This is a genomic window from Mucilaginibacter sp., assembly GCF_041088075.1.
Taxonomy (GTDB): Bacteria; Bacteroidota; Bacteroidia; order Sphingobacteriales; family Sphingobacteriaceae; genus Mucilaginibacter_A.
The window spans coordinates 1-15,583 of record NZ_JBGCVY010000056.1; the positions used below are offsets into that span (position 1 = coordinate 1).

Annotated in this window: 10 protein-coding genes; 3 read left to right on the plus strand and 7 right to left on the minus strand. The window is 42.3% G+C overall.

The annotated features are described in order from the left end of the window. Window positions 1-415 (plus strand): hypothetical protein (locus V5804_RS13315; protein WP_369591890.1); only part of this gene is annotated, 415 nt, incomplete at its 5' end. Window positions 416-726: 311 nt separating this feature from the next. On the opposite strand, the gene V5804_RS13320 is transcribed toward V5804_RS13315, so the two are convergent. Then, window positions 727-3,219 carry a ligase-associated DNA damage response DEXH box helicase gene (locus V5804_RS13320; protein ID WP_369591891.1) on the minus strand — a complete coding sequence of 831 codons (2,493 nt, stop codon included), beginning with the start codon at window positions 3,217-3,219 and terminating at the stop codon, window positions 727-729. A gap of 288 nt (window positions 3,220-3,507) precedes the next feature. Here V5804_RS13320 and V5804_RS13325 point away from each other — a divergent pair, with 288 nt between their 5' ends. Next, window positions 3,508-3,711, plus strand: a complete 204-nt coding sequence (locus V5804_RS13325) for a type II toxin-antitoxin system HicB family antitoxin (protein WP_369591892.1) — start codon at window positions 3,508-3,510, stop codon at window positions 3,709-3,711. 78 nt (window positions 3,712-3,789) lie between these two features. Here V5804_RS13325 and V5804_RS13330 read toward each other — a convergent pair whose 3' ends face one another. Then, window positions 3,790-4,275, minus strand: a complete 486-nt coding sequence (locus tag V5804_RS13330) for a BON domain-containing protein (protein WP_369591893.1) — start codon at window positions 4,273-4,275, stop codon at window positions 3,790-3,792. A 111-nt stretch (window positions 4,276-4,386) separates the two neighbouring features. Between V5804_RS13330 and V5804_RS13335 the strand changes: the two genes are divergently transcribed. Further along, window positions 4,387-4,971, plus strand: a complete 585-nt coding sequence (locus V5804_RS13335; RefSeq protein ID WP_369591894.1) for a hypothetical protein — start codon at window positions 4,387-4,389, stop codon at window positions 4,969-4,971. A 193-nt stretch (window positions 4,972-5,164) separates the two neighbouring features. On the opposite strand, the gene V5804_RS13340 is transcribed toward V5804_RS13335, so the two are convergent. The 5 genes from V5804_RS13340 to V5804_RS13360 all read right to left on the minus strand — a co-directional run bounded on the left by V5804_RS13340 (window position 5,165) and on the right by V5804_RS13360 (window position 15,575). Further along, entirely contained in the window at window positions 5,165-6,658 is a 1,494-nt protein-coding gene (locus tag V5804_RS13340; RefSeq protein WP_369591895.1) for a RagB/SusD family nutrient uptake outer membrane protein, read from the minus strand. 21 nt (window positions 6,659-6,679) lie between these two features. Further along, window positions 6,680-10,045: a TonB-dependent receptor gene (locus V5804_RS13345; protein WP_369591896.1), complete on the minus strand. Its 3,366-nt coding sequence runs from the start codon at window positions 10,043-10,045 to the stop codon at window positions 6,680-6,682. A gap of 464 nt (window positions 10,046-10,509) precedes the next feature. Next, complete coding sequence (locus V5804_RS13350) at window positions 10,510-11,694, minus strand: FecR family protein (RefSeq protein ID WP_369591897.1); 1,185 nt, start codon at window positions 11,692-11,694, stop codon at window positions 10,510-10,512. Window positions 11,695-11,820: 126 nt separating this feature from the next. Further along, window positions 11,821-12,402 carry an RNA polymerase sigma factor gene (locus tag V5804_RS13355; protein ID WP_369591898.1) on the minus strand — a complete coding sequence of 194 codons (582 nt, stop codon included), beginning with the start codon at window positions 12,400-12,402 and terminating at the stop codon, window positions 11,821-11,823. 326 nt (window positions 12,403-12,728) lie between these two features. Continuing rightward, window positions 12,729-15,575, minus strand: a complete 2,847-nt coding sequence (locus tag V5804_RS13360; RefSeq protein WP_369591899.1) for a M16 family metallopeptidase — start codon at window positions 15,573-15,575, stop codon at window positions 12,729-12,731. Window positions 15,576-15,583: the final 8 nt, after the last annotated feature.

The following is a 15,583-nucleotide window of genomic DNA, read 5'->3' on the forward strand; positions in this document are numbered from 1 at the left end:
ATTTATAAGCAGCCTTACTTATTTGTATAAAGAATTTTGTTTAGAATATGGGATTGAAGAAAACGAAGAACTTTTTATAAAAATAAAAGTTCAATCTAAAGGAGGTATGTTTTTAAGGGGATTAGGGATTGCTGCTGTCGTTAGTATAGCTGGAATTCTATCATTGTCTGATAACACTAATGTAAAATTAGAATTAGGTAATCTTAAAGTACAAGGAAGTTCTTCAGGGCTTATAAAAACTTACAGTAATTTTTTGGATGCAAGTCAAAAAAGACAAATCGAACTACAAAAGTTTTTAGATAGTAGAAAAAAGTTAGATGCTAAACCTGTCAAAGATTCCGTTACTAAAGAGCAAGATACTGTTGATTCTAATAAAATAAAAAATGGCGTATCTTTGCCTCCCCCTAAACAGTAAACATACTTAGATTGATTTCTAACTTATATTTTTTAAAAATGTCAGCTATATTTATTATATTTTGTATATTAATATTTATTGTTGAATTAGCAATAATATATAGCCCTTTATATTTTTTGAGTTATAACCTTTTACATATCGATAAAAAAATTGGAGATAGTAGGCTTTTCAATATATTACTTTGCCTATCAATTGTCATATCGCTTATACTTTTACCTACTTCGGTAAATATTTTTGGATATTTATTCTATAAATAATAACTGATTTTAAATTTGAGTTAGTTATAAAGACTTGAATACTTCTTTTATCCCCTATTTTTCATACTGCACCGTCATCTTCGCCACGCGTTCTTCCAACGATTCCATCGTCATCTTTTCACGTAAACGGTCAACTAAAATCGGGAAGGCAAAAGGGGTTGGGCGTTTGATGGTTTTGATCACGATTTCCTGTGTCGAAATCCGTTGCAGTGCTGCCCGAAGCCGGAACTCTTCCAACTGGTACGCCAAAGCTTCGTTGTAGGCTTGCTGCACCAGTAAATTATCCGGCTCGTATTCGCTAAAAACCTCGAACAGCAAAGAAGTGGAAGCCTGCAAATGTTTGTTTTTGATGGGTTGACCAGGATAACCGGTAAAAACTAAACCGGCAATGTGCGCAATATCGCGGAAACGGCGCTTGGCCATTTCGGTGGCGTTTAGGCTTTGCTGGATATCATTTAACAGGTTTTCCTGTGAAAAAAGGTCTTCCTCCAATGCTTCTTTTATCGGTATAAAATCATCGGTCAATAGTTCAAAACCATAATCGTTCATAGCGATGGAAAACGTAGCGCTTTTAATCAACGCCAAACGATAGGCCAGGAGTGAAGCCATACCTTCATGCACTTGCCTTCCTTCAAACGGATAAAAAAACAAATGGTGGCCTTCCCGCGATTCCAATTCTTCAATTAAAAACTGGTGCTTTTGCGGCAAACAGGATTCTTTCGCCTGCAAATCAAACAGCGGTTTTAAAGCTTTTATTTCGATGTCTTTTTCCAACCCGTGCGCCACTTCATCCAGCTTTTGGCGGATAACGGCGCAATACTGCGAAGAAAGCTGCATCCGCTGGCCCATCCAACTTGGGATAATGCCTTTTTTAGAAGCAGATTTTTTGACGAAAGCCGTCATGTCTTTCACCTTGATCAGTTCCAAACTTCTTCCCGCAAACCAAAAATTATCGCCGGGTTTTATTTTGGAAATAAAGTTTTCTTCGATCGTGCCCAAACTGCCGCCGCTCAGCCATTTTACGCGTAGACTCACTTCGCTGGTAATTGTGCCCATGCTCATCCGGTGGCGCATGGCCACGCGGCGGTTGTTCACTTTGTACAGGCCTTCTTCAATTTCAACCTTCAAAAATTCGTCGTACTGCGAAAGCGTTTTGCCGCCATAAACGATAAAATCGAGCAAACTGCCAAATTCTTCGCGCGAAAGATCGGCGTAAGCGTATGCTGTTTTTACCTGCCTAAAAACAGCATCGGCGTAAAAACCATCCGATACGGCCAGCGTAACCAGGTATTGCATCAGCACATCAAAAGCCAGCAAAACCGGGTCGCGGCTTTCGTAAATTCCGGCCAGCATCGCTTCTTTTAAAGCCGCGCCTTCCATCAGTTCCAACGAATGTGTGGGCACGAAATACGCTTTGGAAGTTGCGCCAGGATGGTGCCCGCTTCGCCCGGCGCGCTGCATAAAACGGGCAACGCCTTTCGGGCTGCCGATTTGGATTACAGTATCTACGGGACGAAAATCAACACCCAAATCCAAACTGGAAGTGCAAACTACTAATTTCAGCATTTCGCTGTGCAGTGCATTTTCCACCCATTTCCGCAAATCGTTATCCAGCGAACCGTGGTGCATCGCCATAATCCCGGCGTATTCCGGATACTTATCTAAAATGGCGTGATACCAGATTTCGGCGTGTGCGCGTGTGTTGCAAAACAGTAATGTCGTATTGCTTTTGGACACAATTTCCATCACCTGCGGCAGCAGTTTTACGCCAAGATGCCCACTCCAGGAATAACGTTCAATCTGGTGCGGAATAACAGATTCAATGGTAATCTTTTTTTCAATATCCGAACGGATGAGCCGAACGTTTTCCTTCGGGAAATCATTTCCCAACAAAACAGCAGCAGCTTGCTCCAAATTACCGATGGTTGCGGAGATGCCCCATATTCTCAGTTGCCGGTTTACGTTTTCGGCTCTCTCTCCTGAGGAGAGGGTTGGGGTGAGGCTTTTCAACCGCGATAATCCCAATTCCACCTGCACGCCTCTTTTGCTGCCTAAAAGTTCGTGCCATTCATCCACCACCACCACTTGCAAGTGTTGCAGCGTTTTGGGATAATCTTTTTGGGCAAGCATCAAATGCAGGCTTTCGGGCGTGGTGAGCAATACTTCCGGAAGTTTTTTGCGGAGGGCATTTCGTTCGGCAGTTGAAGTATCGCCGGTCCGGGTGCCGATCGTCCAGGGCAAACCCAAATCATCGCAAACGGATTGCATGGCTTTGCGGATGTCGTTGGTCAAAGCCCGGAGCGGTGTGATCCACAACAGTAAAAGTCCGTTGTTTTTCCGGGTCTGGTAATCTTTCGGGTGTTCGTTAATATAACCGGCCAAAAAGGGCAGAAAAAGCGCAAAAGTTTTACCACTTCCGGTTGGCGCATTGAGCAAGCCCGATTGCCCGGCCAGGTAAGCCGCTTCCATTTCCTGCTGAAACGTAAACTGCTTCCATTTTTTCTGCTTGTACCAATTGCGGATTACCTGCTGCCCCTTTGTGCTCATCTTGAAATACAAAGTTAAAAGGATTGTGTATATTTTTGGCTGAAGTGCTGGACTGCTTCTGCCTATTTAACTTTAACCGTTGGCTGAAGCCAACGGCAATGAATTACAGACCGGGCAGTTTAAGGTAATCATTGCCGTCCCATTTATGGGACGGTAGAAAAGGGAGGAAAAGCGGCCTGACTAAACCTGCCATGAGGTTATTTTAAAAGTGCTTTCCTCCACAATCAGGTATTTCAAAGTAAAACTATTTTTAAATGATTGAGTTGAGGCAGAAAGGAAAAATAAAAAATGATTAATTCTTTAAAGTATCAGGATTATACAGCAACCATAACTTACAGTGCGGAGGACGAGGTTTTTTATGGAAAAGTTATCGGGTTAAATGATTTGATCCTTTTTGAAGGGACTTCGGTTGCCGAACTGAGACAGGCTTTTGCAGAAGCCATAGAAGATTATTTGGAGACTTGCAAAAATTTAGAGAAAATATACCGATAAAAGAAGCATCCTAATCTTCTGGAAATAACTCCTGCTGGATTTTTCCAAGTTCCACTAAAACGCCAAAATAGCCAAACTTCAATCCGCCTTAAGTTGGTTCTCAATTTTCTGCGGATGCAAAGGTTTCAAACCGGCTAAAATTTTACCGGCATCCTGGCTTTTTGCTTTTCCTTCCAGCACAATCGTGTCGCCTTTTACATCGGCCCGAACCGTTGGATAGGTTTTTAAAACGCTGTCGGCTGCCTGCTTCAATGGGAAATTCGTCGTCAAAACAACCGGCGCAACTTCAATATGGTTCACAATCCCCTTGACGATGTTGATGCCTTTTACGGTTTGTTCGGCTTCACTTTTTGATTTTTCGGAAGCACATTTCCCGGTTAAAGTAACCACACCATCTTCCACCATATAATTAACGGCTGCCAGGTTAAGGTCGGTTTTTGCTTTGGTTGTAAGGTCGGCCTTGATTTCTTTGTCTAATTCCTGCTGGCTGCAACTGCTCAAAATTCCCAACAAAAACAAGGAAAACAATATTTTATTTAAACGGAATATGGGTTTGCTTGTCATAACAAAGGTGTTTATTTCAACATTAAGCTTTATTAAAAAGGTTAAACAAAGCAGCTTTGTTTCGCTTTAGTTCATTCATTTTTGCTGATGCTGTTTTTATCCCTATAAATTATGCAAGCGTTCCAAAATTATTTGCTCGTTGGTTTTTGGCTGCTATTCAGCTTTAATACTCCGCCAAAAAACAACTATACTGTTTTTACCGACCAAAAAACAGTGCCGATAGCACAACTGATCGTTCCGGGAAAATCCATCGGGCAAACCAAATTGCAAGAAGATGCCGTACTGGTTTATAAAAGGTTAGGCCGGCCTGATGCAGGCGATGCGGCGATGGGCAAATCGCTGGCTACCTGGTATGCCGGGCATCGTTCGTTGGGTTACCAAACGCAGGTTTTCTTTTCCCGGTATATGGGCGGAATGGATGATATCACGAGCCGTGTAAAGCAAATTCGGGTTACTTCGCCTTATTTTAAAACGGCTGAAGGGATTGGCCCGGGTTCAACTTTAAAACAAATCAATGCTTTTTTTAAGGTGCGCAAAACGGCCGCTTTTACAGAAAACAAACAACGCTATTTTGTTTATGATACCTTTAAAGGCATCGCTTTTGAAAGTAATGCAGGCGGCAAATGTACGGGCGTAATTATTTATTTATTGGGCGGCCGCGGCGGGTTTACTTATCTTCCTTTTCATTCCAATTAAAAGTCGGAGTAAACAAAAATACTTCTTTTAACACTGATTTTTAGGTGGTAAAAGAAGCATGGGTGGTTTTAGGCCGAGAGAGTTACTCAGCTTACTTTTCATTCCGAGAAAAACCTTTTAAACAAAAATGCTTCTTTTAGCACACAAAAAATGGTGTGCTAAAAGAAGCATGGCAAACCAACAGAACAGGATGTTACCAGCCCGTGTTTTGTGTCAGTTTATTATTGGTAGCTATTTCCCGTTGCGGTATCGGCCATAAATAATATTGGGCTTTCATGGTTACACCTTGTTCGTTGGGCGTTGAAACGGCATCCCCAAAAGTATTGTTGGCCACATTATAAATTTGGTGAGTGCGCTGGATATCGAAGTACGCTTTGTTTTCATACGCCAGTTCGTGGTAGCGCTCTTTCCAGATGGCTGCCCGGAACTGATCTTTGGTCAAACCGCTCAATGGCTGCAATTGCGCCCTTGCCCTGATCTTGTTAACCTGCGCATAAGCATCTGGCGTTGGGCCGTTCACTTCATTGCTTGCTTCGGCATAGATCAGCATGGCTTCAGGCAGGCGCAGGAATGTCCAGTTTTCGTCGCAAATGCCATTGCCCAAAGCACTTTCTACATGGAAATATTTGTACAAGGCGTGTACGCCAAAAATTACGGTATCTGTCTTACTGCCAAATTGCGGATAGCTCGAAAAATAAAACTGCCGTTCTTGCGTGCGTAAATCGCCAGGTTCGTAACTGTTGAAAAACTGGTTTGTTGGGATCATCCCGCCCAAATGGTCTCCGTAAGCGCCAACAGGAAGGTTAAACGGTACGGTTAATTGCGTGATCGCATTAGTTCTTACGCCAACCAGGTACTGCGATTGAAAGATTAGTTCACCCTGGTTTTTATGTGGATTGTCATGCAGGTAATCGTATTTATCAAACAGTGTGTAGGAAGGCAGTACCAATGCTGCTGTGGTTGCTGCTTTTGCATAGTTTTCTGTTTTTTGAAGCGGATAACCTGCCGTTGTAAGATAAACGCTTGCCAGCAATGTATTAACAGCACCCAGGGATACCCTACCGGTCTGATCAACAGCAGGCAGGCCGGAACTTTGGGCCGCAATTAAATCACTGATGATTAAATCATAAATTGAAGCAATAGGTTTTCGGTCAGGATAAAGGTCGGGGCTGGTAACTGTAACCGGGCTTGTAATCAAAGGTACATCACCATACAAACGAACAAGATGATAGTAAAAGAAAGCCCTCAAAAAGCTTGTTTCCCCCAACAGTTTCTTTTTTAATGTTTCATCCATACTTACAGTAGGTATTTGCTGTAAGGCAAGGTTTGCATTGGCAATAGCGTTATAACTATTTTGCCAAACATCCTCAAAACCCGGGTTGGTAGCATCTGTACGTTGGTTGATAACATTGCCGTTGTTTACACTTTGGCCGAGGGAAGTTGTATGGCCGGCAAAAAGTTCAAGGGTAATAAAAGGGCTTTCCCCATAGGCATCGCCATTTTGAAACAGGTATAAGGATGTATAAATACCATTAACAAATGTTTGCGCCTGTGCGCCGGTGGCAAAATAGTTTGTTTTAACAAAATTACTTTTGTCCTTTTCGTCAAGGTATTTTTTGCAACTGCTAAAACACAAAACGATGATTAAAAGCAGGTAGGTATTATATCTTTTTAAGTTAAATTTCATGATGTTTATATTTAACGTTAATTAAAAACTAGCATTTAGGCCAAGCAAAAAAGTTCTTGGTTTTGGATAATCGTAAAACTGGATATTCTGGGTAAAATTACTCGAAGGGCCCTGGTTAAAGTTTACCGACCCATTATAGGTTGAAACTTCAGGGTCATATCCGGTATATTTTGTAATTACGAAAAGGTTCTGTGCCTGTGCATAAACACGTAATCGGCTTAATTTTATCGCCTTTAAAATATTGTTAGAGAAATTGTAGCCTAACGTTACTGCCCTTCCCCGGATAAACGACCCGTTTTCAACTTTTGTAGAATAAATTTCTGTTTGGTAGCGAACGTAAGCAGGCCTGTCTTCAGCTATAAAAGTGTTTTGATTGGTGGGTGTCCAAGCATTTAGTACGGTTGCGTAACTGTTGGCTTGACCAGTACGGTCCTGCCCGGAGTGCCTGGTTAGGTTCATGATCTGGTTTCCGTAATTAAACTGCAGCTCCACGCCCAAATCAAAACTTTTATAGTTAAAGTTATTGCTGAACGTGCCGTAACCATCAGGGATAGATTTGCCAAGTACAACTTTATCAGCAGAGGTAACCCTGCCGTCTCCGTTTGTGTCCTGGATTCTAAGGTCTCCCGGCAACAAGCCGTATTTAGCCGCTTGCGCTGCCTCGCCCGTTCCCCAAGTGCCTAAAACTTTGTAGCCATAGAAGCTGCCAGCCGGTAAACCTACGCGCATTAAGTTAAATTGTGAAAGAAATGTAGGGCCAAGGAAAATATCATCATTAGATGCACCCAAGGCTAAAATCTTGTTATTTAAGAAAGATATGTTGAAATTGGTGTTCCAGCTAAAATCCCTTGTTTTAATATTAACGGTATTAACTGAAAATTCCAGCCCTCTGTTCTCTAATTTACCTATGTTTTTATAAACGCTGTTAAAGCCGCTTGTTTCCGGCAGTGGTGCATTTAGTAAAAGTGCTTGTGTTTTTTTTGAATAAGCATCGGCTTCTAAAGTGATACGGTTATCAAACAAACCGAATGATACACCTAAATCATATTCCGCAGTTTTTTCCCATTGTAGTTGAGGGTTGCCAATGCTTGTTTGTGTTGTGCCAATTGACTGGCTGCCGCCAAAAACATAATTGGTTGTATTGATATTTGCAAGCGATTGGTACTGCCCAATCTCAGAGTTGCCTGTAAGGCCATAACTTAACCTGACTTTAAGATCAGAAATCGTTTTATTGTCTTTCAGGAAATCCTCTTGCGATACCCTCCAGGCTAATGCTGCCGAAGGGAAAAAACCATATTTAACGTTTTCTCCAAAACGGGATGATCCATCGGTACGGCCTGTTAAAGTTACCAAGTATTTATCTTTATAGCCATAATTTACCCTTCCGTAAAAAGACTGCATTTGCCATGCCGTATAACCTGATGATGGCAAACCTGGTATAGAGCCGGCACCAAGATTATAATACTGATAAAAATTATCAGAAAGGCTGCCGGTAGAAGTTCCGAAACCTAATTGTTGAAAATTTTGACGTTCTGTACCTACAACTACATTTAAGGCGTGTATTTTATTAAACGTGTTGTTATAGGTAAAATAATTTTGCCATTGCCAAAAAGTATTGTTGTTTTCATTAAGGGAGGCAGAACTATAGGTTTGGCTTGCTGTTGATCCTCCTACAAGGCCGGTTTGTGAACTTGGATAATAATTAGCGGAAGTGGTTACACCCAATACACTGCGGAAACTAAGGCCCTTAAACAAATCAATGTTTGCATAACCGTTGCCGCTGAAAACGCGTAGTTTGGCCAACCGCTGTATTTCCAGTGCCTGGGCTACCGGGTTGTCGCCGCCTTCCATATTCGGGTAGTCCGTTCTTTTTCCATAACTTCCGTCAGGGTATCTGATAGGTACAATAGGGATCATTTCTATCAACATCCTGGGAATGTTATTGCCGCCTGTGCCATAACTGCCGGCCTGTTGGTCCTGGGTGTTATAATTTAAGGTAGCGCCTACTTTTAACCAGGGTTTAACTTGGTTGTCCAACGTTAAACGGGCATTGTAGCGTTTTAAGTAACTATTAAGGATAATACCTTCATCATCAGCATAGTTTAAAAACAGCCCATAGTTAATGTTTTCTGAACCTCCTGTAAATGACAGGTTATGGTTTTGGCTGTAAGCAGTCCTTGTGGTTGCTTTTTGCCAGTCAACGTCATACAAAGGGTTTAAATTGGCATCAAATAATTTGCCAATCAGTGCTGTCCTTATTTTTACCGGGTCATCATTTACATATTTTCCGGCAGCCCATCCTACCGGATCATATTTTTTTATGTTAGCATAAGATTGGTCTTCTACGGCCAAAAACTCTTTTGCATTTAGTACAGGAAGCTCTTTTGCCATTTTGCTCAAGCTTACATAACTGTCATAACTAACCGTGCTGGGGCGGTTTTTAGCGCCTCTTTTTGTAGTGATCAAAATTACGCCATTGGCACCGCGCGTACCGTAAATAGCCGTAGAAGATGCATCTTTAAGTACATCAATAGTGGCTACGTCATTCGGGTTAATGGAGTTTCCTCCTGCTGTCCATACAATTCCGTCAACTACATATAAAGGATCTGTACTGGTGTTGATAGAGCTGTAACCACGGATACGAATCCTGGTATCGCCGCCCGGTTCGCCAGAATTTGTTGATACGTTTACACCGGCTATTTTTCCGGCCAGCTCCTGCTCCAAATTCGTTTGCGGCCGTTCCTGCAATTGTCTTGCGCTTACACTTCCAACAGATCCCGTTAGGTCAGCACGTCTTTGTGTGCCATAGCCCACCACTACAACTTCACTCAGTGCTTTAGGCGCTTCGGCCAATACCACATTGATCTGTGATTTGTTTGCAATAGGAATTTCCTGTGTGGTATAACCAACAAAACTAAACACCAGTGTTCCGTTGCCGTCAGGGGCGTTTAAGCTGTATTTGCCGTTTACATCGGTTACTGTACCAATGCCTGATCCTTTAACCTTAACACTTACGCCCGGCAAAGGGCCTTTGACATCGCTTACTGTACCTTGTACTTTTTGGGCGGCAACAACATTGGTCTCAATAGCAGCCTCTTTCTTTTTAACAACAATTGTTTTCTGAATGATCTTGTAGGTTAAAAGCTGGTCTTTAAAGCATTTGTTCAATGCTTCTTCTACCGTTACCGGGCCTATTTCAATGTTTATTTCCCCGGCTTTTGCTATGTCCTGCTTGTCATATAAAAAATGGTAACCGGTTTGTTTTTCGATAGCCTTTAGCACTTTTTCGACAGTGGAATTTTTTTGATGAAGTGTTACGATCTGGCTATAAGTTTTAGCGCTAACATTGGTAAGGGCTGCAATTATCAAAATAGCAGTTAATTTCATAACCAATAAAATTTTGGACAGGTTAGGCCAGGCCAAAGGCATAGCCTCAGAATTAAAATTCATAAGTTTGTAGAGTTTGGGTTAAACAATAGCTTTCAATTCGTCGATTGTAATTTGGGGATCCAGACACTTGCCGGGAAGTGGTGCAAACACTTGCCCGGTTTTTTATGATCGTTTCGGTTATGGAAACGAAGGGAGCCCCGACGCATATAGGTTTAATTTTGTATTTCTTTCATCATAGCTTAGTTAAAGTGAATAATTGGTTTTATTTTATGTTGGTTAAATGCAAACTTGTATAAGTGCCAGTTTAAGTTTTGTTCAATTTATTTTCAATGCTTCTTTTATCACCTAAAATCTTAAATTTTCGATTTGGTTTTTATCTCTATCGTTTACAAAAACAAATTTTATAGGTATAAAAGAAGCATATTAATTTTCTGATAAAAATTCAAACATCCCTAACTCCTTTATTTCATAACCGTAATATTTCTGCCGTCCATTTTAAAGTTGACACCAAAAAACTTAAGCATGTTCAACAATTCGGAAATCTTTACACTGCGCGATATCCGGCCTGTAAACTGTTTAACCGGTATTTTCCCTTCGTAACTTGTTTTTACATTGTACCATCTTTCGGCCTGCCGCATTACGGTTTCGATGCCCGCATCTTTAAACTGGAAAAGGCCGTTTTTCCAGGCTGTTTCGTCGTCCACATCTGCATCTTCAATAATCTTTGTTTGGCCTTGTGCATTTAAAAGCGCTTGCTGGCCGGGTTTAAGAAAATTAACCGAATTCCCGCTTTTTACTTTTACTGATCCTTCCAATAATGTGGTTTTTATAACACTTTCGTTGGCATAAGCCATCACGTTAAAATGCGTGCCCAGTACTTCGATTACAGAGCGGCCTGTTTTTACAACAAACGGCATTGCCGCGTTTTTTGCCACTTCAAAATAAGCTTCGCCGGTTATTTCAACTTCTCTTTTTTTGCCGGTAAAAACAGCAGGGAAACGCAAAGATGAAGCCGCATTGAGCCAAACTTTACTGCCATCGGCAAGTACAACCTGGTATTGGCCGCCTGTTGGCGTTGAAATGGTATTTAAGGCAATGTTATGGTCATTCGGTAAACCAACTGGTGCTTTATAAATCACCTGCCCGTCTTTGGTTTTGGCAATGTTGGTGGTTCCTTGTTTTGCTAAAAGCCCGGTATGTGCATTGTCCAATACGATTGTTTTGCCGTTTGCAAGCGTCAGGATGGCTTTGTTCCCTCCCGGCAGGATGTCGTTTTTAGGCTGATGTTTTTGGGCTGTTTTGTTACAGCACTTTTGCGGCCGGTTAAAATAAAAACGGGCCCCAATACTTAATAAAAGCAGGGCCGCGGCCGCCGCCGTAATTTTTTTCCATATTGGAATTTGCTTAATTGATGGTAAGGTAACGCTATCTTCCTCTTTGGCTTTGACATGTAAAATATAATCCAGGATCTGACCGCTTTTTACCGGATCGAAAACATCTTCCTTATTTTCAAATCCGTCCCAGGTGTTTTTTAAAAGGGAAGTCAATTCCTCATCACCCGCATAGGTATCCAATAATTCAAAAAGTTCCTGCTCTTCTTGCTTAGTGGCAGTTTTTTTGAAGTATTGGTTAAATAGGTAGTTCAACCTTGCATTTGGCATTATCACCCGGATTAATATTTTTAGTACAGCTGGTTAACAAGGAAGTTGAGGCGACCTTGTGTACAAGACAACCAACACTTACAAAAAGGGGATATTGATTCTAAAAAAAAATTAAAAAAACAGCAGGGCCAACAAAATTAAGCGGGCGGCTACGTTTGCATTAACATAATTGGTGATGGAAGCGGTAGCAATCTGCAAGTATTTTTTCACGGTTTCGTGCGATAAGCCGAGATTCTCCGATATTTCGGCATACTTTAAACGTTTGTGCCGGCTTAGCAAATATACTTTTTGTTGTTGCGGCGGCAGGTGGTCTATGGCTTCGTCCAGCAAACTGTAATAGGGGTTAAGCTCTGCTTGTGCCAAAAAATTTTGTGTATAATGCGCTTCCGGCTCTTTCTGTGCCAAACGCGCTTTAACCAGCTTTTTTAAGGCATTCAACGTGTGGTTTTTAGATACCACAAACAAATAAGCTTTAAAATTTTGTACTTCCCGGAGCGTTTCCCGGTTCAGCCAAATCTTTAAGAATACATCCAGCACAACTTCTTCTGCCAGTTCGGCTGAATTGGTAAGCCGTAAAACGTAAGTGCCCAACTGCTGGTGGTAAGTATTAAACAAATGTTGAAATGCCTGCTCGTTTCCCAGGGAGATTTGCAGGCACAGGTTTTTGTCGCAATTAATAGGTTGGTCAGCCATGGTTTATAATTGGTTCGGGAAATGTAGCCATAAAATTACATTCTTTCCAATTAATAAAATAAGCCCTTGCTTAAATTATTTTTTAAAAACCAATATGCTTCTTTTACCACTGTTTTTTTAGGGTGGTAAAAGAAGCATGATGATTTAGGCAAAAGGTTTGCAGGCTCGCCCTTGAACAGGTTTACGGTTCGTGCTATTTAATTCAAGCAAAAATCGGATTAAACAAAAATGCTTCTTTTACCACCCCAAAAAAAGGGTGATAAAAGAAGCATCTGACAGGTTTTGACCATGACCCATGATCTATGAACCATGACCCATCACCCAACCTATTTCTTCTCCGGCAGTAAAATAAAACGGATCAGGTTTTCGCCGCTTAAATGTTGGTTGGCCGTCGCTTTTGTACTTTGAACGGTGATCTGGTTTAGGTTTTTCACATGTTCCAACACATCGGCCGGGTCTTGCTGATATTGATAACTTCTGGAAATCTGTCCCAGCCAAAAGCCGTTGTTTTTCAATTGCAGTTCTGTCGAGCGGCTTTCCTCGGCCACAAATTTTTCGATGTCTGTCTTTTCGGCACCGTTCTTTTTGATCAGATCAATTTCTTCCAGTGCAGCCGAAATCAGCTTGTTTACATTTTCGGGCGCACAGCCAAAAGAAACAGTGATGTTGAAACGTTGTTCCGGGATTTTGGTGTAACTGGCATTTACGCGAGGCGAATAAACGCCACTTTCTTTCTCGCGCAAACGTTCGATCATTTTAATGTTCAGGATTTCTTCCAGCGCATCCAACTGCAAATTATTGGCCTCGCTGTATTTGTAATCTCCCGTAAAAACCAATTGCACCGAACTTTTTGCCTCCAAACCTTTGTAAACCGTTTTGGTGATTTTGCCGGCCGGCGCATGGATATTTAGGTCTTTAAAAGAAGCATTGCTTCCGGTTGCAGGCAGCGCGCCCAGGTATTTTTCCAGCAGCGGTTTTATTTTTTCGGGGTCGAAATTTCCAACCAACGTAAAAACATCATGGCCATGATCGGCAAAACGCTGCTGGTAAAAGGCAAAAGCTTTATCCAGCGAAGCAGCGTCCAATTGTTTTAAAGTTGGTATCCTGCCGCGCAAATTGTAACTGCTCATTACAGCGGAAACGGTATCCTGGAAAACGTTTTCCGGAACAGCTCCACGGCTGGCAATTACGGTTTTATATTGACTGAGGTTGGAATTCCAGATGTTAGGGTCTTTGCGCGGAGAAGTGGTGTACAAATAAATCAACTGCAAGGCCGTTTCCAAATCTTTTGGCGAAGCACTGCCGCTAAAACCCTGCGCCGTAGAACTGATGTAAGGCGAAACGTTGGCGATTTTGCCGGCCAGCATTTTATCCAATTGGATTTGGGTGAAGTTGCCCACGCCGCTGCTGCCCACAATTCCATCGGCAAAACTTGACGAAATATAATCGGCATCACTGGCCAGAGAAGTTCCGCCGAAACTGAAACTGTTGATCAGGATCTGGTCGTTTTTAAAATCAGTTGGTTTCAAAACCACTTTTACGCCGTTTCCTAAAGTCATTTCGGTGGAATTAATGGCCGCGTTTTTCTTTTCGGAAACTGTTTTAGAACCGGTTGGCACTTTTTCTAAAAGCGGGCTTTTGCTCACTTCGTCCACATAAGCTTTAATCCCTTCGCCTGCGGTCGAAATCCAATTAAGCAACGTTTTTTCGGTTGGCAAATTGGCTTTTTCTTTCTCGGGAGCCTGCACAATCACTACGCGGTTTTCATCGCTGATGAACTTTTTGGTGAGGCCGTTCAATTCACTCAACGTAATCCGACCGATGTTTTTCTGATAGAAATCGTGCTTAAAATCAATACTCGGGATGGCATCGCCTTTTAAAAAGTTTTGCTGGTACTGGTTTACAAAAACCGAAGAACGCGTTTTGTCCTTCTCGTTAAACTGCTGGTCTAATGCGGCCATCACGCTTTGTTTGGCACGGTCTAATTCGGTTTGCGTGAAGCCAAATTTTTGTACGCGTTCGTTTTCGGCAACAATTGCTTTTACGCCTTTTTCCAATTCGCCTGGTTTGGTTACCACGATGGAACTAAACGCTTCCAGGTCAGCCAGAAAATCGCTGTAACTGCTTTGCGCAAACAAAAACGGCGGGTTGCTTTGCTGCGTGAGTTCGGAAATACGCGCATTAATCATGCTGTTGAACAAATTGATGCGCAGGTTTTGCAGCATATCCAGCGTGGTTTTTACAACCGTTCCCGGCCGTTTTATAATAATCTGGGCGATGGTGTAAGGCTGCTCTTTGTCGGTTACTATTTTTACCAGCGTTTGTTTGTGCACCGGGATTTCATATTTCACATATGGTTTTTCTTTGGCCGGGTTTTTCAGTTCCGAAAAGTTTTGCCTAATTAATGCCAAAACCTGCTTCGGGTCAAAATCGCCAACGGCAACCACCGCTTGCAAATCCGGACGGTACCAATCCTTGTAAAAATTTTTGATTGTTTGTGGTTTAAAGTTTTTAAGGATGTCTTCTTTCCCAATCGGCAAACGCTGGGCGTAACGCGAATTGTTCAGGATAATCGGAAGCGTTTGTAAAGAAATCCGCTCCTGTGCATTTTTACCGCGCAAACGTTCTTCTTCCAAAACCACGCCGCGTTCTTTGTTGATCTCGCTGTCGTCAAACGTATCCATACCCGCCCAATTGGCCAGGATATCAAAACCTTTGGCAAAAAGCTTGGTACTGTCAGTTGGCATCGGCAACTGATAAACCGTTTGGTCGAACGAAGTATAAGCGTTTAAATCGGCGCCAAATTTAATCCCGGATTTTTGCAAAAAGTTGACCAGTTCGTTTTTCGGATAATCGCGCGTGCCGTTAAAAGCCATGTGTTCTACAAAATGCGCCAAACCCTGCTGGTCGTCGTTTTCTAAAACTGAACCTGCTTTGTTTATCAGGTATAAATCGGCGCGGTTTTTCGGCTCTGTGTTTTTGCGGATGTAATACGTTAAGCCGTTGGGCAGTTTGCCGATAAGCACGGCCGGGTCGGCCGGGACAAGCGAACCAGCCAGAACTTCGGGGCGCGGCCTGTTCCGGGGCGAAGGCTGCGGTTTGGTTTGGGCGATTGCGGCGGTTTCAAAAGCCAGCAAAGCAATCGAAAGGTAGAGGAAGCGGTTTTTTAGCATGAAAAAAG

What these genes read in the sequence shown, in the direction of transcription:
- V5804_RS13320 (WP_369591891.1), bottom strand. Translation starts at nt 3,219, where the DNA reads ATGAGCACAAAGGGGCAGCAGGTAATCCGCAATTGGTACAAGCAGAAA.
- V5804_RS13325 (WP_369591892.1), top strand. Translation starts at nt 3,508, where the DNA reads ATGATTAATTCTTTAAAGTATCAGGATTATACAGCAACCATAACTTAC.
- V5804_RS13330 (WP_369591893.1), bottom strand. Translation starts at nt 4,275, where the DNA reads ATGACAAGCAAACCCATATTCCGTTTAAATAAAATATTGTTTTCCTTG.
- V5804_RS13335 (WP_369591894.1), top strand. Translation starts at nt 4,387, where the DNA reads ATGCAAGCGTTCCAAAATTATTTGCTCGTTGGTTTTTGGCTGCTATTC.
- V5804_RS13340 (WP_369591895.1), bottom strand. Translation starts at nt 6,658, where the DNA reads ATGAAATTTAACTTAAAAAGATATAATACCTACCTGCTTTTAATCATC.
- V5804_RS13345 (WP_369591896.1), bottom strand. Translation starts at nt 10,045, where the DNA reads ATGAAATTAACTGCTATTTTGATAATTGCAGCCCTTACCAATGTTAGC.
- V5804_RS13355 (WP_369591898.1), bottom strand. Translation starts at nt 12,402, where the DNA reads ATGGCTGACCAACCTATTAATTGCGACAAAAACCTGTGCCTGCAAATC.
- V5804_RS13360 (WP_369591899.1), bottom strand. Translation starts at nt 15,575, where the DNA reads ATGCTAAAAAACCGCTTCCTCTACCTTTCGATTGCTTTGCTGGCTTTT.